We start from the raw sequence: 19,348 nt of genomic DNA on the forward strand, positions 1-19,348 counted from the left end.
TTCGAAATGTAGCAGATTGTCAAATCGATTGTTATTTGTAAATCAAAAAGCACCGCCAAATAGTTCTCTGAAATATTCCAATTGAGATTGTTCGTTTCCTCCTCCTTTGATACAATCAAAGCAAATAAGAAATGAACGGTTGGGAAGGTGAAGATTATAGTCGACGAGCTGAAAGAACTATTTCGAGAAAAGCATCATACTTATAAACAAAAATACAATCTTCGTTTAGAGCTAACAAAAGATTTTAGTCGTGGCGCGATTCGTGCAATCAATGACATTTATTGGCTGCCAAAAGCGATTGTGGAAGACATTTTTTTGAAGAAGATACTCTGACAATAGGAGTCATAATACCTGAATATGGAAAAGTAACTCGTTTTCAAAAATTTTTAAAGAGAAATAAAATCCGACATATCGACTATTTTATTACCGATGCCTTCAACGACTATTATGAAGGGACGACCGGCATTTTGCTGCTGACCATCGAGCGCAAGGATCTTTATCTGAATAAATTGATCACCGCCTGTCTTTACTCCGATTTTTACGGGGTAAATCCGTTGGTCCCTCGAATCAGTGAACGTATTTTTATCTATAATCCAACAAAAAAATATTATTTCACCTCTACGATGATCGTGGTTGTGACATTTGGTCCCCTGACAAAGAAACAGCAGCATTCTATTATCAGAACTATCAGAAGCATATCTTAGCGTATGACAGAGAAGAAATCGCTAGCTGGTTCACTGAAGAATAGATATTTTCTATCTAAAAAGACCTGATTGCTGCTTTTTTGCAGCGATCAGGTCCATTTTTTATAGTAAACAATCTGTTATTCCTATCTTGAAAAGTGGGCTACTCCGCAAAAAATCTATTCAGAGTGTCCCTCAAAATAAGTTGCCGTATCCACCTCATCCTGTTTCAGTTGCTCAATCAGCTTCGCAGCGCCTTCAAATTTCACCTGATCTCGAAGATAGTGATTCCAACGAACAATCGTCTGTTCCCCATAAATATCTCTCTTGAAATCAAGAATATAAACCTCGACCGTCAACTCACGGCCTTCACCGAAGGTATCGTTATGTCCAATCGAGCCCATGCCGATATACCACTTTTCACCAATTTTGATTTGAACAGCATAAACACCGATCCTTGGTAAACGAACGGTACTTTTCACTCGGATATTGGCTGTTGGGAAACCAAGCTCACGCCCCCGTGCATCGCCATGAACCACGGTACCCTCTGTTTCATAGACATAGCCAAGAAGCTCCGTCACTTCTTCCATATTTCCGCTATCCATCATTTCACGAATTCTCGTGGAGCTGATTTTTTCTCCATCCATTTCTTCTTTTTGAACAGTCACGATTTCAAATCTGCTCTGTGCATATTCCGGAAAATGGGCCACATCAGCAATATCTTTGGGTCCATACGTATAGTCAAATCCTGAAACTGCTACTTTTCCGTGCAAAGCAACAATATATTGATCGACGAAATCCTGTGGTGGAAGCTTCGCAAAATCAGAAGTAAAATCAATAATATAGAGAATATCAACACCCAGATCTGCCATATGTTCTTCTTTTTGCTTCAGACTAGTTAAATATTTCATCGCATGCGGTTCGATTTTCTGAAAAACAATGGATGGATGATGATTGAACGTCATTACTGCCAGCTTTAATCCCTTTTCCTTTGCAAGCTTTTTCCCTGTTTCAATTACTTTTTTATGGCCTTGATGAACCCCATCAAAAAAACCTAAAACCATTACTACATCATCCGCTGGTATTTGTGCTGGATCATAGGGATGACGAATGGAAATAATTTTCATCATGCAAAACTTCTTTCTATTAGTTATTTCTAAGTACTTTACTTGGTTTCAACACTCCTGATTTTTCCGGATGCTGCTGATAGAGACTGACAACCAATCCCTGATAATATAATGCAATCAAACTTTCTAACGGTTCAGACAAGCCCAATTCTTTTTGTGACAGAAAAACACCATTTTTAACCCGGCTGTACTGCTCATCAGTCAAATCAAACTTAGGAAAACCTGACACCGCAACTTCGATTGGCAATAAGACATCTTTGATCGCTTCTTGTTCCATCTTTTCTGCAACCTCAGCCAAGGTCACACACTGCTCCTTATTTAGACCGCCGCTGCCTGTTCGAACCAACTCAGACATGTGGGCAGGTACACCCAATACCTTTCCGGTATCAACAGATAACGTACGGACATAGGTTCCTTTGCCGCAGACGACCTTGAAGCTCCAGCTTTGCGTTCCTTGCTCCATATCAAAAACAGGCTGACTGGTTCGCTCAAACGAGTAGATCATCGCCGTTCTTTGTGGTCGTTCAACTTCTTCACCATTTCTGGCATATTCATAAAGTCGCTTTCCATTGACCTTAACAGCCGAGAACATTGGTGGAACCTGAGTAATTTCCCCCGTCATCTGTGCCATCGCCTGATCGATTTCTTCTAAAGAAAACGGCTGGCTCAGCTTTTCTTGTTCAACGATTTCGCCGCTAACATCTTCAGTAGTCGTCGAAAAACCTAAAGTTATTTCGCCTTCATAGGTTTTCCCTGAATCTACCATATACTCAATTACTTTCGTTCCTTTGCCAATGCAAATCGGCAGCACACCGGAAACATCTGGGTCTAAGGTGCCCCCATGACCAATTTTTTTTGTATGTAATATTTTACGTAATTTAAAGACACAGTCGTGACTGGTCATTCCTTTTTCTTTCCATAAAGGCAGGATTCCGTCCATCTCTTTTCCTCCATTTTCATACTAACTTGGTTATTATAGCACAGAACCCGAAGAGAAACATTCTGGAAAATCACTCAGATTCTTTGGAGCCCGTCAAAAAAAGCCAACTATTTTCTTAACAATTTTAGCAGATAGATTCTCTAAATCAGAAAAAGTCTGGGACATCTGCCAATTGACAATATCCCAGACCTACACAGATGGTTCATCAGGTCATAGCCCCAATGCAATCCTCCAAGTTCTATTGATTCGAGTTTTTCTTCGATTTTCTTGCAGTACGCGTTTGCTGTCTACGTTCTACTTTACGCTTCTGCTTGTTGTTGTCCGCAATCGCCCAGTTGATCTTTTTCTTGTATCCCGGTTTGATTTTCTTCTTTTTCTTCTTCATCAAACCAATCAATGTCGGATCAAGCTCATCCTTCGATTTCGTCCGCTTTGTTCGACGGTTACGATCATAGGTTTCTACGATCTCTCCATCTTTGATTTCCTTCGGATAGAACTTAACACCCAACTGCTCGATTTGAGAAATCATCAAATCATCTGCGGGATCATAAAGTGTGATTGCTGTTCCATCCAAGCCATTTCTTCCAGTTCGACCGACACGATGAATGAAGAAATCCAGTTCAGCAGGAATTTCCGCATTGATGACATGAGACACACCTTCAATATCGATTCCTCGTGCAGCTAAATCTGTCGCAACAACATATTGATACTCCAAATTCTGCACCTGACGCATCACTCGTTTACGTTCTCTTGGTGTGATATCTCCATGAATCTTTGCAACTTTCAAGCCTTGCTTCTTCAGATATTCTGTAATTTCATCTACTCGTTGTTTTGTATTCGCAAAAACAATAGCCAAATAGGGATGACCAATTGTCAACAGCTGATAAATCAGACGATTTTTATCTTTTCCTTTTGTTGAAATCAACCAATTACCAATCGATTCAGAAATGATTGTCTTTGGCTTGATATGCTCGACGACTGGATTCTCCATATATTTCTTAAGAAACGGTTTTAGTTTCTCAGGAATAGTTGCGGAAAATACCAACATTTGCAGATGTGCAGGCAATCGCCCGGCAATCTGATCCACTTCCTCCAAGAAGCCCATATCCAACGTCATATCTGCTTCATCGACAACAAAAAAAGCTGCTGTATGAACCTTTAGCGCCTGTTCATTAATCAAATCCAAAATACGTCCCGGTGTTCCTATTACTACGTGGGGCTGCTGTTTTTCAAGCTTGCCGATCTGACGTTTCTTATCTGTTCCACCAACAAAGTTCGATACCCGTATTTCAGGCTGACTGAACTGTGCAATTTGACTGGCTTCTCGATAAATCTGATCTGCCAACTCCCTACTTGGTGCCGTAATGACCAAACTGACTTCATCTACTGTTGGGTCGATTTTATCCATCAATGGCAATAAAAAGGTATGTGTCTTTCCACTACCAGTCTGTGACTGACCAATCACGCTTTTTCCCTTTTTAATTACGGGAATCAACTTTTCCTGCACCTCTGTTGGCGTTTTAAATCCTTTATCTTCGATCGCCTTCATAATAAAAGGCTGAAATTGAAACTGTTCAAACGAACTCATTTGCCCACCTCTTTTCTCTCTTGTATATAAGTCCTCAAGCATTATAACATAAAATAGCGTCTTACTCCTCGCTTTTTTCAAACTTTTCCTTTACTTCAATTGTACTGACTGTATAGGTATGACTTGCTTTTTCGTAAAACAATCTCCTCCTCTTACGTAAGACTGAATAGCCAATATTGATTACAAACAATGTATTTAGGAGGAAACAGAAAATCGTCAAAATCAAACTGACAATTTGCAGCCAGCGGTTAGTTGAGTTCAGCCAGTTCGCTGCGTAGGCTAAAAAAGCAGAGGTAAGACCGAAAATATAATAGAAATAGCCATATCGTAAAAACAACGCTCGAAACCGAAGCTTCGATTGCCCTTCTTCTACAACTCTGATTCGAACAAATTTTTTCCCTAGAGTCTGTCCATTTGTCCAAGTAGGAATCACCATAAAAACGAAGAAAACAGTTAAAAAGAAAAACCACCTACTATCAAAAACGTGCGATTGATCATCCCATGCCCGAAATTGCGGAACAAAGCGAAGCGGAATCTCAATCATGAATGTTACCAACCAAATCATTATCCAGTCGATCATAAAAGCCGTAAAACGACGAAAAATCGTAACATCCTGCCCTTTTCTATACGCTGCCTCATCAATATCGGTCCTGGTAGGTAGTAGAAAGGTAAGAACTGGCGTAACCGCATAACCGATCATCGCTCCCAGTGTATTATTGATTAAATCATTCACATCTGCTAGTCGATAAGGTCGAGGATAAATGAAGTACAATCCGCTAAGCTGTGTCAGCTCAAAAAAGAGCGATAATAGAAATCCGGATAAAACAACTTTCTTGAATGATAACTTGAAATAATACCTCAGATAAATACCAAATGGCACCAATAACAATATATTGAACAGAGGTTCTAAAACCACTCCTTGCTTAAGTGCAGGTATATACGTACTCGAATCTCCTAAAACAAGTGTCGTGTCCTTCAGAAAACGAACCACCGTATAAAAAGGACGCAGTTCTATAATTTGACTCGTATAATTGGCTACGTCTGCACGAGGCGGCAACGGTAAAATAATCAGAAAATAGGCACATAGTAAATAGAACACAAAGGAATACAGAATAATGGCTCTACGAAACAAAAATGTCCCATATTTTCGGTAATCGTAAAGAATAAAAATAAATGAAATGGCAAACGCTAAAAATGGAAAAACAATAATTGCTGTTCTGATTGGTCCTTCATATGCGCTCATGCTCACCCTCCGTTTCTAATAAAATAAAACCAGCAAAATCAATGACCCTAAAGCTATCTAACTAAGAGAATCAGCTGCTCTTCAGAAATCTTTCTCTTTGTCAGCTTTTTCATCGCCAACTCCTCTCCTCAGTCTAGTAGAAAAACTGAAATTTGTCATTTCAAGTGATCAACAAATAGAAAGTAATTTTTGAAAAATAGACCATTTACAGGTATGATAAAGGAGTAGTTATTTTTTGAAGAACTGCCCTGTCTATACGCTATCTTCTATGCAAGGAGGGAAAAACATGCTTAATGGTTATTTTGCTTTTGGTGTTCCGCTATTTTTAATTATTCTCTACCTTATTTTTGAATGGATCAGAAAAAAATCACAGGTTCAATATTATATAGGATTTGTTCTATTGCTGATTGCTTCCTTCATGACCGTTTTCAGCTTTCAAGTGCTCCAAGAATTCTGGTCAGCCGATGCACGACTAGATCTACAGCTTAATTACTCTCCAGATATTTTATGGATTCCTCTAATTGCCGGAATTCTGCTTGTTATCTTAAACTGTTGGCGCGGAATCAAACGGATTTATCAATTCCAGCAAGAAAGAAAGCAGCAGCACATAGAAAAATAAAAAGAAATCCGTGACTGGATTTCTTTTGGTTCTATAATATTTTGTGTTGGTGGAAATTCCTAAAGGAAAAACCACCAGCACTTTTTTGAGTGGTCAAACACAAAAAAGGAACAACAAACTGATAAAATGAAATCGTCTAAAACCACAAATCATCAGAAAGGTTGTTCCTCTATGGATAAGAATACCAGATTATTGCTTGGACTAACAGATAAACATCTCTCCTTTGGAGAGGATTGGCTTGAATACAGTCATTCAAAAGGTGTTAAGGCTCAGGTCATCAAAGCAACACTTACGTATATACCTACACATTGTAGAAACTGTGGCATTAAAAATCAAGGACAGATCATCAAAAACGGTTACCATCGGACATATACTCAATTACCTGTTTTTAATGGTCGCTTGACATTATTGGAGCTGAAACGTTCACGCTTTCGTTGTCATGAGTGTCACGCTACTTTTCATGCTCAAACAGAGTTAGTTGAAGAGCATCATCATTTATCGAAGCAGCTCTGTCTCCAAATCATGCTTGATTTAAAGAAAAATGTTTCTAGGAAAGAGATTGCCCAAAAACATTTCGTTTCAGACGTGACGGTTCTTCGCTTAATGGAAGAGCTAGCTACTTCTTATTCTCCAAACTGGCGATTTCTTCCAAAAATTTTATGTATTGATGAATTCAAATCAATGAAATCTTGTGAAGGAGCCATGAGTTTTATTTGTGTTAATGGAGAAACCAACAAGATTCTTGAAGTCCTTGAAGACCGACGGTTAACACACTTAACCCGACACTTTATGCGTTACACAAAAGAAGCTCGAGAAAACGTAAAGTACCTGGTCATGGACATGAATGCGAGCTATGATCAATTACTCAAGTCTGTGTTTCCAAATGCCCAACTCGTCACTGACCGATTCCACATTGTCCAACAGATGAATCGAGCGTTAAATCAACTGCGGATAAAGACAATGAATGCCTTTCGGCATTCCTCACCGCTAGAACAGAAGCAATATCGTCGACTCAAACGGTATTGGAAGTTACTCTTAAAAGATTCCTCTGAGCTTGATAGTCAACATCGTCCCTATCATTCACTGTTCAAACGTCCATTAACTCAAACAGATATTGTCGATGAATTACTCAGCTATGATTCAACCTTGCGCATTGCTTACGATACTGTTCAGTTTCTCAAATATGCCTTTACTCATCGAGACGCCAAGCGTTTCTTTGAAGAACTTGATACACTAGATCCCCGACTGCCTTTCTGGTTCAAAAAGAAATTGAGATTCTTCAAGAAGCACAGACAAGGAATTACCAATGCTTTCAGTTTTTCTTTTTCTAATGGCATTACAGAAGGGTTGAACAACAAGATTAAGGTAATCAAACGAGTGGCTTATGGCTACCGCAATTTCTATCATTTTCGTTCACGTATTTACATTGTTCAAGGTCTTGTTTTTTCTCAAGATTAAAAGGGGGCTCACAACCAATATCTCTGCAGCTATAAAGGTAAATCGGGAATTAGTAGCTGTTATCCAAGTACATGTACAGCTACTTTGACTCGATTTAGGAATGGAATTGGCGCTTTTTGCCAAGTCGCTTCCGGCCAGCTGCCCAGATAATTGGCAGAAGTCCTCCTATTTCTAAAAAAGAACTTGAAACAAAACCAGAATGTCTCTGATTTTTATTCCAAGTTCTACGATTTTATTCAGTTTTTTGTCCTACCAACACAAATTGACATAGAACCTTTCTTTTTTTGTCTTATGCTTTTTTAACAAATTCTGATTTTAGCTTCATTGGGCCAAATCCATCAACCTTACAGTCGATGTTGTGTCCATCACTACTTTCAACCAAACGGATATTTTTGACTTTCGTTCCTTGTTTGATTGCACCACTTGCACCCTTGACCTTCAAATCTTTGATAACAGTTACTGTATCGCCATCAGCTAACAGATTCCCGTTAGAGTCCTTAACCGCTGAGTTATCCTCCTCTACGGCATCTCCTGGTGTCCATTCGTGCCCACATTCCGGACAAATCATCATTCCCCGATCTTCATATGTATACGTTGATCCGCATTCCGGACAATTTGGTAAAGTTTCCATGTTCGTTCTCCTTTATAGTTTAATGATAGAAACAGCCAAGTAATTGTCTGTTTCTTTGATTCTGGTGGTCCGATATCCAGCATCTCTAGAGGGTCTAGTAACAGAATGCTGGTTCTCCTTTATAGTTTAATGATAGAAACAGCCAAGTAATTGTCTGTTTCTTTGATTCTGGTGGTCCGATATCCAGCATCTCTAGAGGGTCTAGTAACAGAATGCTGGTTCTCCTTTATTGTTTAATGATAGAAACAGTCAGGTAATTGTCTGTTTCTTTGATTCTAGTGGTCCGATATCCAGCATTTCTAGAGGGTCTAGTAACAGAATGCTGGTTCTCCTTTATTGTTTAATGATAGAAACAGTCAGGTAATTGTCTGTTTCTTTGATTCTAGTGGTCCGATATCCAGCATTTCTAGAGGGTCTAGTAACAGAATGCTGGTTCTCCTTTATAGTTTAATGATAGAAACAGTCAAGTAATTGTCTGTTTCTTTGATTCTAGTGGTCCGATATCCAGCATCTCTAGAGGGTCTAGTAACAGAATGCTAGTTCTCCTTTATTGTTTAATGATAGAAACAGTCAAGTAATTGTCTGTTTCTTTGATTCTGGTGGTCCGATATCCAGCATTTCTAGAGGGTCTAGTAACAGAATGCTGGTTCTCCTTTATTGTTTAATGATAGAAACAGCCAAGTAACCGTCTATTTCTTTGATTCTAGTGGTTCGATAGCCAATGCTTTTCCAAGTAGACGCATTTGCCTCGAGTACTCGCAGAGGCAATAAAACTAGATATAGTGTAATGCTTTGTCTCGAGGATCGCAGTTTTATGAGAACCGCAGAGACACTTGTCTTACACAGTTTAATAGTAGGATACTAGTTTCCCTGTATTTTATGGCAACATCTTTTTTATTTTAGCGTATTTCATTCAAAAAGAAAAGAGGGTTTGGTTCTTTACAAATGAATAAAAAAAGAAGTGATCAGCGGAATTTCTCAAGGCCATCACTTCTATACTTTTTCTTCTATTCATTTATTCCAATTAGATTATTCCACGACTTCTTGAATAAAATTCTGGCAGGCTTGTTGGATTTCTGCATAAATTTCACGCACCTCATCCATATCTCTGGCGTTTGCCCCACTTGCCAACGGATGTCCGCCGCCATGATGACGCTTAGCAATTTCATTGATCACAGGACCTTTGGAACGCAAACGTACCCGGTAATATCCTTCTGGTTGCTGAACGAACAGCCCCCAAGCCAACACTTCGTCAATCGTACCTGGCAACGGAACAACTGAAGCTGTTTCTGAATCAACAATCCCGTACTCCGTAAGCATCTCATGAGAAATCAGCACTTTTCCGGCGCCGTCTGCATCTACCTCAAGATTTTGGTAGACATACCCAGCCAGCTTAGCCACAGACATTGATATTTGTTCCAGCTCTCGATTCAACGCAGTTGCATCGAAATCACAGCCTCGTAATACTGCCGCAACCTCTAGTGTATGGGAAGTCGTAGCCGGGTACAGAAATCTACCTGTATCGCCAACAATCCCCCCGTACAGTAATCTTGCTGCGTTATCTGTAAGAGTCAGCTCATCCTCGAACATCAAATAAAAATCCATAATCATCTCACTACAGCTACTAGCCTTAGTATTTACCCAGACCAAATCACCGTATGGTTCATCATTTGGGTGATGATCGATTTTGATCAGTTTTTCCCCTAGAGCATAACGGTTATCACTAATACGGGGAGAGTTCGCAGTGTCTGTAACAATAACCAATGCCCCCTGATAAACGCTGTCCTCTACCTCTTCCATTAGTGCCAGAAATTCCAAGCCCTCTACCGGACCACCGACCTGATAGATATTCTTTTCCGGAAAGCTTGCGCGAAGAATTTCCGCTAATCCAACTTGAGAGCCAAGAGCATCTGGATCTGGTCGTTGATGACGATGAATAATAATTGTTTCATATTTTTTAATCATTGAGAGAATATCATTTCTCACACTCATTCTTTCTTCCTCCTACGAACGCTCCATTACTTGACAGACAACAATGGCTTTCGCTACCAAAGCATTTTCCAAGTAAATTTCCACATCTAATTTTGCGGAACGTCTTCCCAGTTCCAAAATTCTTGGACGAATATCCAAGTCGCTTTCTAATTGAATCAAGCGTAAATAATAAAGATTTACCTGTTCAATCAATACATTTCTCTTTTGATTCACAATCATCGTCCGCTGTGTCACATTCGAAACAATTTCACTCAATACACCAAAAGAAATCGTCCCTACACCATTGACCATCTGTGGTGTCACATGGAAGGTAAAGGATGGTGTTTCTAGCTTTCCTTTTTCCTGACCTTGGTCCTCTGAAATAATGACCTCTCCGGAAATTTGATCAGAAATGGTATCTGCAATCTGTGTTTGTCGCTGCACGAGCTGCATGGCTTTCATGACGTCCTGCCGTGAAACCAAGCCAACTAAAGAAAAATCATCTTCCACAACGGGCATGACTTCCAGTCCATCCCAAATCATTTGATGGCTGACACTGGCAACACTCATTGTTTTTTTTACAACGATCGGTTCTTTGGTCATCACCTTATCAATAGTCGTCACATCGTTCTTGCCAATAACATCCTTTGCTGTAATGATTCCCACCAGGCGCATATTTTTATTTACAACCGGAAAACGGGAATGAGAGGTCTCCTCAGACATTTTCTGATAATCCGCAATAGTATTTGTACTACTCAAATAATTCGTCTTATCAAGGGTTGTATAGATGTCGCTAACTAACATAATATCCTTTTTAATCAACTGGTCGCTCAACGCGCGGTTGATCATAGTGGCTACAGTAAACGTATCATAGGTCGTACGCAAAACAGGCATTTCCAGCTCATCTGCCAGCTTTTCAATTTCTTCGTCTGTATCAAACCCTCCGGTGATCAAAACTGCTGCACCATTTTCCAGCGCAAGCTTCTGCACTTCATGTCGATTTCCGACAATCATCAATGAGCCCGGCGTGATATAGCGAACCATAGCTTTCTTAGTCATGGCACCAATAACGAATTTATTTAACACCTTATCTAATCCGGAAGAACCGCCTAAGACATCCCCTTCAATAATTCGGACAACCTCGCCAAATGTTAGTTTTTCTATATGTTTTTTTAATTTGCGTTCGATTCGAATCGTTCCTACACGTTGGATCGTAGAGACCAGTCCGATATTCTCGGCATCCTTGATTGCTCTATATGCCGTACCTTCGCTAACTCCTAAATTCTTTGCAATGCTTCTAACTGAAATCCTATCCCCAATCGGCAGGCTTTCAATATGCTGTAAGATTTGATCATGTTTTGTTGCCATAGTAGCCTCCTATAGTTCTATACTGTCACCAACCAGCATGACTTTACCTGTCCCTGTTCTCAATCGATCAACAAAAGCTGACGCATCCTGACGAATCAAATCGAATGTGTTGTAATGAATCGGCACTACTGTTTTCGCTTGAATATACTCAGCCGCAATCCCAGCTTCTTCTGGTCCCATAGTAAAATTATCGCCAATTGGAAGAAATGCCATATCGATATCATAAAAAACATTCAATAATTTCATATCTGTAAACAATGCTGTATCTCCTGCGTGATAAATCGTCTTACCCTCTGCTTGAAAAATGATTCCCGCCGGTTCGCCCATATAAAGTGTCTCACCTTGATAATCATAGCCAGAGCTGTGCAAGGCCGGAACCAGCTGAACCCGACCGAAAGAAAAATCATGCTTACCACCAAGGTTCATCCCATGGCTTGAAATCCCCTGTTTCTCAACAAAGTTCGCAATCTCGACTATCCCAACGACCAACGCCTCATTCTTTTTGGCGATTGACACGGTGTCACCTACATGATCATCATGACCATGTGTTACAAGAATCACATCTGTTTTTACTTTCTCAGCGATCAAATCACTGACTGGATTTCCAGTAATAAATGGATCGATCAAAAGATTCGTTCCATCTGCTAATTGTATTTCTATACATGAATGTCCATGGTATATCAGCTTCATTATTCTGCCTCCTTGTTCAACCAAAAACATCAACTAAACGGATTCCTGTTCATCTCTTCTTTGTAAATTATAGCAGAAAAGAGCAAATTTTAGTACAGTTTTTGATTTACAGTATAACAGTTGCTTCCTAAGCAAAAAAATAAACAACCACGCTCGCGTAAATTCCGCTCGTGTGGTTGTCTATTTTACTTATTGAAAATACATTATCATTCCGCTTCAATTCGTTCAAATATATGAATCGGTGACGAGGTCATACATTCTGCTAAAAGCTGAGAGACTTCCTCTGGTGATTGCTCTGCACCTTCTCGAATCCATTTCTTCACTATAGCGATTGCTCCAGAAAAGACAAACTCCAATTGAAAATCCTCAGAAACAGAGAGTTGCTTTTTTATTTTCCCTCTAACTACATCTGTATAGACTTTCTCAAGTCGTTCAATAAAGTGTGTATCACCATTTTCTCCTAAAAAAATCTGTGCAACTTCTTTTCGTTCATATAAAAAGTTCATTAACTGCAGACACGCACTACGAAATAATTCTTCCAAGGATACGGACTGATGCACTTGCTTCTCTATAAGCGAAACACCAATGTATTTTGTAACGATCGTCTCAAAATTCTGATAAATGTCTTCTTGGACTTCTTCCAACACCGCATACTTATCAGGATAATGTAAATAGAAGGTGCCACGATTTATTTCAGCTTCTCGTGCCAGCTGTGCCACTGTCATCTTCTCAAAACCATTGTCCCTCATCAATCTCATAAAAACAGCGATGATATGCTCTTTCGTTTGTTCAGTTTTCGTTGACATAGGGCCTCCTTAAATTTTCTTATCCATTCAGCTATGATTCCTTGAATAAGTAAGAAAAGCGATTCGTTGATTTTCTTCATGATAAAGTAAGAAAGACAAGAAATCAACAGTGTGTTGAGAAAAAGGATTTTTATTTAGCTGATTTGTTAATACTGGCGTTGCGTGCTTTCATTTTCTTGCAGTCTGATTTCATACTATTGAGACCGACCGATGCCTCCCCTACCTGCTTCCTCTGTGTTATAATTTAATCAAACATATGAAGAAGGTGCGTTTAAATGAACATTAGCCTAAATTTATTCCTAGCTTTCCTATTGCTCGCCTATCCAACCTTTGCACTACCTAGCATTTTTCGCTCAAAAAAAGAAAAAGGGAAATATTTTTCTGATTCAAGACTTATCATTTCAAAATATCAAGGAAATGGAAACAGCTTGAATATGCATAATATTTTTGGCTTCTTTTTGACTCTCATTCTAGGTCTAACATTTCTGGTTACAAGCTTGATTGCTTTACTCCCATAATTTCTCTTCTCCATGATTCTAGCTCATGTAAATTAACCCACTTCTGAATATACAAACAAATGTACTTAAAAAGTACCTCTCAATTAAATTGATGGAAATGAAATGTGTTAGACTCAGTAATGAATTGTCTACTGAAAAAAATGAGGAATAACCTTAACAGAATAATTGACAACGAAGTTTGTATTCTTATTGAAAAAAGCTACTATTTTTGTTCTTTCCTTAAATAAAATAAAAAACCACCACATCGGGTAATGTGGTGGAAATGAAGGTTGTTATTTACTCTTGGTAGGAGTAAGTATGAAAAACCAATTCGGGATAATTGGCATACACCCATTTTAGTACAGATTGAAACAGCAAACATGAGGAAGCTCTATGGATTTATTAAAATTTCCATGAGAAAACCTGAATTATCCCCTATTTACCGCTAATCATATCATTTCAAACATTCACCTCCTTGTGCTACACTTTTTATATATAAATCCTGCTAAATAACGAAGAGATAAAATGTTTTTCTTAGCCATTCGTATATTCTTCTTTTGAAGAACCCATTTAACAGGAAATATAGACAGAAAACGTTTCACTATAGGAGGAATTGATTATGCCAGATAATGGAAAAACTCGTTTCAATGAATTATTCTCAGATGAAATTCAAGGTCCTTTTGTCACGTTTGTTTTGAATACCCATGTTGCTCATCAAGATATCAGTAAAGATATTCTTGCTTTCAAAAACCTTGCCAAAGCAGCGAAAATAAGATTCGAAAAACGATTCGCTGATTTTGACTGGGCACCTTTTCAGAAAAAAATCAACGATCTGGAAGCTGATGCAGCCTTCTGGAGAAACACAACGAAAAGCATTACCATTATTTTTACACAGGACGAAACATTCTTATATAGATTGAATGTGCCAGTGGATAATCAGTATTATGTGGGCAAAAAACCTTATCTACTTGGTATCATCAAAGATCAGCAGTTTACTTACGATTACTATCTCCTGGCTCTTAATAGAGACTCCATGTCATTGTATCTTGTCGAAGGTCCAAACGTAACTGCAGTGACACTTCCAGAGGATGCACCAACTGATTTAGTCAGTGCGCTTGGAGATGAACTAACTGGCGGGAACTTAAACTATACGACTGGCTCAGGTTCCGGCTATAACGGTTCAGGAAAAGAAGGCGTTACCTATCATGGTGTCAGTACCAAGGATGAAGAAGTGGAAATTGATTGGGTCAACTATTATCAAGCGATCGATGCCTACTTCAAGGATACCTTTGAAAATCCTAAAAAATTACCGATTTTCCTTTATGCATTGCCTGAAAATCAAACAATGTTCAAAAAAATAGCAAAAAATCCTTATCTGAATACAAATGTAGCAGTATCAGCCTCACCTGCTCAAGTCTCTATCAAAGAAATAAAATTAGGGGCTGAAAAAATCAGTCAAGAATTAGAAAAATTGGAAACTGACTCTTATAACGAACTGTTGGATAAAAAATTCGTTGATCAGCTCGTTGACATTGTCCCTGCTGCAAGTGAAGGACGACTGTCTCACTTTTTTATCGCTACATCGAATTTTGTCAATGAAACAACTGAGATGTCATCTTTAGAATTTGATCGGAGAAAGCTGCTAAATAATACTGCTTACGCCGTGATTCAAACAGGAGGCAAAGTGTTCGTCCTTGACCAACAGGCGGCCCCCGACGAAAAATCATTAGCAGGCATTTTAAGATACTGATAGTTTTAATACAAATCGAAAAAAACACAAAGCCGATGGATTCATTCAATCAGCTTTGTGTTTTTTTCGATTGCGTTCATCCCTAAACGACTATTTCAGCTACCTAAAGAATCATTTTTGATATTCAAAAGCCCAGCATTCTATGATAAAGTTAAAGAACACAATTTGGCAAAATACTTGCTAAGTAAAAAGGATTGTTAGAACAGACAGAAGCGACTGAATTTATTTTCATGAGTTTTTGCTGTTAAAGGTTGAAAGGGGTAAGAAGTAAAATGAATAACTCAAACAAATATAGTAGGAAAGAGCCTAAACCACCAAATTTTTTCATCGGAATGGGCCTTCTGGCAATTGGCCTGTTTCTGTTTTTTAATCAGCTGACAGTCAGCTCTTCATGGTTCAGTTACAGCATGTTCCGAGTCGGTGGTTTTGGTGTATCTAACGGTTGGACAGTCATCCCATTGGTTATTGGTATTGTTATGATTTTCAACAACACCAAATCGATCATCGGTAAAATTTTAGCGATACTCGGGATAGCTCTCATTATTGTCAGTATTGTTACAACGGTTCACATTCGCTTATCCAGAACCTCACTATTTTCTTATATATTGATGCTTACCTTCATCATCGGTGGCGCTAACCTTATGTTTAAGTCACTGACGTTAAAACGAAAATAAAAAGGATCCATAAAATAGACGTACCCACAATACTTATCCAAGCATTGTGGGCACTTTTTTGATTAAGTTCATTAAAATACTTTGTTAGTTAGAAAATCGGGTAAAACTATCTATTAGCGGTCAGCTGATCACTCTCATCTAAACAATCTGAACCCTTCCTACTTTCAAATCTATGCAGCTCCAAGACTGCGCCTTCGGAATAGATTTCTTAAAGATGATCACTGCTCCGCTTTCATATTCAAACGCTTAATGTATAAATAGTATAACATAGATTTTTTTGATATAAAGAATATTTATTTACACTAATGAAAAAATTAATAATTGGTCTATTTACTATGCAAATGAGAAAATTTATGTTATAGTAATAAATGTAGTTTTTGTTCGGTAATATATGTGTAGTTGTTTCATTGTTATAGTAAACATCCTCCACATTTTCACCTTTCAAGTAATTGCAAAATAATTTTTTGAAACATAAGGAGGATTTTCTATCATGGAAACAGGTACAGTAAAATGGTTTAACTCAGACAAAGGTTTTGGATTTATCACTGCTGAAAACGGAAACGACGTATTCGTTCATTTCTCAGCTATCCAAGGCGACGGATTCAAAACTTTAGAAGAAGGTCAAGCAGTTACTTTCGACATCGAAGACGGACAACGCGGACCTCAAGCAACTAACGTAAACAAAGCTTAATTCAAATTAAACTTTTAGCCTGACTTCGGTCAGGCTTTTTTTTTGCTAAGAAACTATAAATTAGCCTCGTCCTTCTTTTCCTATCCTAATGCTCATCCTTTTTCTCTTCTACCTCCAAACCATGCCCCCTCACTTAACTAAACACTTGATAACCCCACTAGTTAAGCGGACAATCTAAGGAACTAGTACTAGATACCATATCTTTTTTTACTTTAAATAGGTCATGTTATACTAAAATTACAATGAATATTGGAGGAAGTGAGATGATAAAATCGTTCAGAGGTGGGTTAGATCTTCACCACGATGATGTATTACAGTTACGGGGAATCGATGCCTATAAAGAGGTGGAAGCAATCCATCCGAAAAAAGTATATATTCCTGTCCAGCAACACATCGGTGACGCTTCAGAAGTAATTGTTACAGTTGGCGAAAAAGTAGCAATCGGACAAACGATAGCAACAACGGGAGATGGTTTAGGAGCCCATATCCATGCGAGTGTTTCAGGAAAAGTCACTGCTATTAGAAATATCGACCAAGGGCAAGGCGATGAAGTACGCTGTGTCATAATCAAAAACGATTTTCAAGAAACTTATATGGAAAACGCCCCTCTTTTAACGCATACGCCTACCAAGAAAATGATTGTTGACCTTGTAGAAGCAGCAGGAGTAGTCGGTCTGGGTGGGGCTACTTTTCCCAGTCATGTCAAACTGAACCCTAAAGAAACGATTCACACGTGCATTTTTAATGGAGCAGAATGTGAACCTTTGTTGATGGCAGATGCAGCCTTAATGGCTACACAAGGTGAAAAGCTGTTGAAAGGATGTCAGCTTGTTTTAAAAGCTACAGGTGCAGATGAAGGCATCATTGTCATTGAAGATGATAAACAGGAAGCAATCTCAATAATGACTGAGTGGTGCAAAGATACATCAAATCTCAACGTATTAGAAGTTCCATCTATTTACCCGCAGGGAAGCACCGAGTTATTGTTTAAGGCTGTATCAGGCTTAGAAGAGCCAGTTGGTGGTTCTACTAGAGACTTGGGTTATCTAGTCATCAATGTTGCTACGACCGTCGCCGTTTATGAAGCAGTCGCATTCGGTGCCCCTTTAAGTCATCGGATTTGTTCGGTAGTTGGAGATGTAAAAAAGCAAAAGAATGTCTATTTTCCGATAGGAACAACTGTGAACGACATGATTGAATTTTGTGGTGGGTTTGATGGTCGTCCTTCCAAGGTCATTACGGGTGGGTTTATGATGGGACAAACAGTCGATACCCTAGATGCCTCTTTAACAAAAGCTGCCAATGGCCTGATCGTAATCAATGAAACACATGACAGAGACAGCACGCCAAGTCCATGTATCAATTGTGCCCGATGTGTCAATGTCTGTCCCATTGGGTTATTGCCACATCAGTTGGAGAAGAACTACTTGAAGAAAAATTGGAAACGAATGAAAAAATTATATGCGGATCGCTGTATCAATTGCGGATGCTGCACCTATATTTGTCCAGCGCGTCGACATCTGGCAGAGCATATTGTTGCCGGACAGAAAGTTATTAAAGAAAGGTAGTGAGGACAATGAAACCTAATCAATCACTCGAGTCGATTCGCAGTAAACGGTACCCAATGATGGAAGCTTCTCCGCATTTATTGTTTCAGGAAAAAACTGAACATCTTATGAATCTGGTTTTGCTTGCACTCCTGCCAAGCATCGTTGCTTCCATCCTCTTCTATGGTCTGCCCTCTCTTTTACTGTATATCATTACGCTTATTACGTGTATCTTATCAGAATTCATTTGGTTTAAGCTACGAAATCAATCTATACCAAAAGATCGCTCTGTCTTAGTGACGGCGGTCTTATTAGCAATGAGTTTACCGCCAAGTGTTCCGTTATGGTACCCCATAGTAGGCGGAAGTATCGCAATCCTATTATCTAAGGAGCTTTTCGGAGGTATCGGACGAAATCTATTGAATCCTGCTTTAGCAGGAAGAGCTGTACTACGCTTGCTTTTTGTTCAGGAAATGTCCGCAAATGTGCTGCCACAGCCGTTGTTCTCTACAAGCGGATTAGATGTCGTTTCTTCTGCGACCCCCTTGATGACTGCAGAATCTGGACAGAGTTTGTCAAAGACTCAAATGCTTGATAGCCTTATAGGATTGATTCCCGGAAAAAATGCTGAGACAGCAGCCCTTTTGTTACTGCTAGGAGGCTTGTTTCTTCTTTATAAAAAAGTGATTACATGGCAGATTCCTTTTTCCATGCTCGGAACGATCGCTATTTTGGCTTTCATCGCAGGAGACGGGAACCTGACTATTGCTTTTGCTCATCTATTCGGCGGAGCTACAATGTTAGGCGTATTCTTTATGGCGACAGATTACAGTACCTCCCCCACCACGTCAAAAGGACAGATCCTATATGGTGTTTGTTGCGGTGCTCTATTGATGGCTTGGCGCCTGTTTACTTCTATGCCGGAAGGAATGACCTTTATTCTATTGATCATGAACTGCTTTGTTCCATTGATCGACTACCTAATCATCCCAAAAGCCTATGGGCAACCTATAAAACAAAAACAGAACTAATGTGACTTTGTGTTGGGCGAAAGCAATACTATTG

At 39.1% G+C, this 19,348-nt stretch carries 17 protein-coding genes and 1 pseudogene; 9 read left to right on the top strand and 9 right to left on the bottom strand.

Going from position 1 to position 19,348, the window contains the following annotated elements; all coding sequences use genetic code 11:
- The first annotated feature begins 147 nt into the window (after positions 1-147).
- Entirely contained in the window at positions 148-333 is a 186-nt protein-coding gene (locus A5888_RS05305; protein ID WP_086348154.1) for a hypothetical protein, read from the top strand.
- A pseudogene (locus A5888_RS21485) lies at positions 282-748 on the top strand (DUF3885 domain-containing protein). The gene A5888_RS05305 and the pseudogene A5888_RS21485 overlap by 52 nt, the downstream one beginning before the upstream one ends.
- A gap of 114 nt (positions 749-862) precedes the next feature.
- Here the strand turns inward: A5888_RS21485 and ribF are convergent.
- From ribF to A5888_RS05325, 4 genes are all read right to left on the bottom strand, one after another.
- Positions 863-1,810, bottom strand: a complete 948-nt coding sequence (ribF, locus tag A5888_RS05310) for a riboflavin biosynthesis protein RibF (protein WP_086348363.1) — start codon at positions 1,808-1,810, stop codon at positions 863-865.
- Between the two features lie 19 nt (positions 1,811-1,829).
- Complete coding sequence (truB, locus tag A5888_RS05315; RefSeq protein ID WP_086348155.1) at positions 1,830-2,750, bottom strand: tRNA pseudouridine(55) synthase TruB; 921 nt, start codon at positions 2,748-2,750, stop codon at positions 1,830-1,832.
- Positions 2,751-2,988: 238 nt separating this feature from the next.
- Entirely contained in the window at positions 2,989-4,338 is a 1,350-nt protein-coding gene (locus tag A5888_RS05320) for a DEAD/DEAH box helicase (RefSeq protein WP_086348156.1), read from the bottom strand.
- A gap of 61 nt (positions 4,339-4,399) precedes the next feature.
- The gene (locus A5888_RS05325) at positions 4,400-5,581 is read right to left on the bottom strand and encodes a VanZ family protein (RefSeq protein ID WP_086348157.1); all 1,182 of its coding nucleotides are present in this window, start codon (positions 5,579-5,581) and stop codon (positions 4,400-4,402) included.
- A 286-nt stretch (positions 5,582-5,867) separates the two neighbouring features.
- Here A5888_RS05325 and A5888_RS05330 point away from each other — a divergent pair, with 286 nt between their 5' ends.
- Positions 5,868-6,200, top strand: coding sequence for a hypothetical protein (locus A5888_RS05330; RefSeq protein WP_339101978.1), 333 nt, complete (start codon positions 5,868-5,870; stop codon positions 6,198-6,200).
- Positions 6,201-6,371: 171 nt separating this feature from the next.
- Positions 6,372-7,658: an ISL3 family transposase gene (locus tag A5888_RS05335; RefSeq protein ID WP_086348158.1), complete on the top strand. Its 1,287-nt coding sequence runs from the start codon at positions 6,372-6,374 to the stop codon at positions 7,656-7,658.
- A gap of 289 nt (positions 7,659-7,947) precedes the next feature.
- Here A5888_RS05335 and A5888_RS05340 read toward each other — a convergent pair whose 3' ends face one another.
- From A5888_RS05340 to A5888_RS05360, 5 genes are all read right to left on the bottom strand, one after another.
- On the bottom strand, positions 7,948-8,289 hold the full coding sequence (locus A5888_RS05340) for a zinc ribbon domain-containing protein YjdM (protein ID WP_086348159.1): 342 nt from the start codon (positions 8,287-8,289) through the stop codon (positions 7,948-7,950).
- Between the two features lie 1,029 nt (positions 8,290-9,318).
- Positions 9,319-10,281 (bottom strand): DHH family phosphoesterase, encoded by a 963-nt coding sequence (locus A5888_RS05345; protein ID WP_086348160.1) that lies wholly within the window; start codon positions 10,279-10,281, stop codon positions 9,319-9,321.
- 12 nt (positions 10,282-10,293) lie between these two features.
- Complete coding sequence (locus tag A5888_RS05350; RefSeq protein ID WP_086348161.1) at positions 10,294-11,628, bottom strand: DRTGG domain-containing protein; 1,335 nt, start codon at positions 11,626-11,628, stop codon at positions 10,294-10,296.
- 9 nt (positions 11,629-11,637) lie between these two features.
- The gene (locus A5888_RS05355) at positions 11,638-12,318 is read right to left on the bottom strand and encodes a metal-dependent hydrolase (RefSeq protein WP_086348162.1); all 681 of its coding nucleotides are present in this window, start codon (positions 12,316-12,318) and stop codon (positions 11,638-11,640) included.
- A 206-nt stretch (positions 12,319-12,524) separates the two neighbouring features.
- Positions 12,525-13,124, bottom strand: coding sequence for a TetR/AcrR family transcriptional regulator (locus tag A5888_RS05360; protein WP_249274422.1), 600 nt, complete (start codon positions 13,122-13,124; stop codon positions 12,525-12,527).
- Between the two features lie 1,116 nt (positions 13,125-14,240).
- Here A5888_RS05360 and A5888_RS05365 point away from each other — a divergent pair.
- The 5 genes from A5888_RS05365 to A5888_RS05385 all read left to right on the top strand — a co-directional run bounded on the left by A5888_RS05365 (position 14,241) and on the right by A5888_RS05385 (position 19,314).
- Positions 14,241-15,371, top strand: a complete 1,131-nt coding sequence (locus A5888_RS05365; RefSeq protein ID WP_086348164.1) for a hypothetical protein — start codon at positions 14,241-14,243, stop codon at positions 15,369-15,371.
- 272 nt (positions 15,372-15,643) lie between these two features.
- Entirely contained in the window at positions 15,644-16,045 is a 402-nt protein-coding gene (locus A5888_RS05370; protein ID WP_086348165.1) for a hypothetical protein, read from the top strand.
- Between the two features lie 490 nt (positions 16,046-16,535).
- A complete protein-coding gene (locus A5888_RS05375; protein ID WP_086275065.1) occupies positions 16,536-16,736 on the top strand; it encodes a cold-shock protein in 201 nt (66 codons plus the stop codon).
- A 263-nt stretch (positions 16,737-16,999) separates the two neighbouring features.
- The gene (gene rsxC / locus A5888_RS05380) at positions 17,000-18,304 is read left to right on the top strand and encodes an electron transport complex subunit RsxC (RefSeq protein ID WP_086348166.1); all 1,305 of its coding nucleotides are present in this window, start codon (positions 17,000-17,002) and stop codon (positions 18,302-18,304) included.
- Between the two features lie 8 nt (positions 18,305-18,312).
- A complete protein-coding gene (locus tag A5888_RS05385) occupies positions 18,313-19,314 on the top strand; it encodes an RnfABCDGE type electron transport complex subunit D (RefSeq protein ID WP_086348167.1) in 1,002 nt (333 codons plus the stop codon).
- The last annotated feature ends 34 nt before the right edge of the window (positions 19,315-19,348 follow it).

The sequence above is a fragment of the Enterococcus sp. 9E7_DIV0242 genome (assembly GCF_002140975.2).
Classification (GTDB): Bacteria; Bacillota; Bacilli; order Lactobacillales; family Enterococcaceae; genus Enterococcus_L; species Enterococcus_L clewellii.

Excerpts from the sequence above, each read along its gene's own strand:
- A5888_RS05365 (WP_086348164.1), top strand. The coding sequence starts at position 14,241 with ATGCCAGATAATGGAAAAACTCGTTTCAATGAATTATTCTCAGATGAA.
- A5888_RS05325 (WP_086348157.1), bottom strand. The coding sequence starts at position 5,581 with ATGAGCGCATATGAAGGACCAATCAGAACAGCAATTATTGTTTTTCCA.
- A5888_RS05375 (WP_086275065.1), top strand. The coding sequence starts at position 16,536 with ATGGAAACAGGTACAGTAAAATGGTTTAACTCAGACAAAGGTTTTGGA.
- A5888_RS05330 (WP_339101978.1), top strand. The coding sequence starts at position 5,868 with ATGCTTAATGGTTATTTTGCTTTTGGTGTTCCGCTATTTTTAATTATT.
- rsxC (WP_086348166.1), top strand. The coding sequence starts at position 17,000 with ATGATAAAATCGTTCAGAGGTGGGTTAGATCTTCACCACGATGATGTA.
- A5888_RS05355 (WP_086348162.1), bottom strand. The coding sequence starts at position 12,318 with ATGAAGCTGATATACCATGGACATTCATGTATAGAAATACAATTAGCA.
- A5888_RS05370 (WP_086348165.1), top strand. The coding sequence starts at position 15,644 with ATGAATAACTCAAACAAATATAGTAGGAAAGAGCCTAAACCACCAAAT.
- A5888_RS05340 (WP_086348159.1), bottom strand. The coding sequence starts at position 8,289 with ATGGAAACTTTACCAAATTGTCCGGAATGCGGATCAACGTATACATAT.
- A5888_RS05320 (WP_086348156.1), bottom strand. The coding sequence starts at position 4,338 with ATGAGTTCGTTTGAACAGTTTCAATTTCAGCCTTTTATTATGAAGGCG.
- A5888_RS05350 (WP_086348161.1), bottom strand. The coding sequence starts at position 11,628 with ATGGCAACAAAACATGATCAAATCTTACAGCATATTGAAAGCCTGCCG.
- A5888_RS05360 (WP_249274422.1), bottom strand. The coding sequence starts at position 13,124 with ATGTCAACGAAAACTGAACAAACGAAAGAGCATATCATCGCTGTTTTT.
- ribF (WP_086348363.1), bottom strand. The coding sequence starts at position 1,810 with ATGAAAATTATTTCCATTCGTCATCCCTATGATCCAGCACAAATACCA.
- A5888_RS05335 (WP_086348158.1), top strand. The coding sequence starts at position 6,372 with ATGGATAAGAATACCAGATTATTGCTTGGACTAACAGATAAACATCTC.
- A5888_RS05385 (WP_086348167.1), top strand. The coding sequence starts at position 18,313 with ATGAAACCTAATCAATCACTCGAGTCGATTCGCAGTAAACGGTACCCA.
- A5888_RS05345 (WP_086348160.1), bottom strand. The coding sequence starts at position 10,281 with ATGAGTGTGAGAAATGATATTCTCTCAATGATTAAAAAATATGAAACA.
- truB (WP_086348155.1), bottom strand. The coding sequence starts at position 2,750 with ATGGACGGAATCCTGCCTTTATGGAAAGAAAAAGGAATGACCAGTCAC.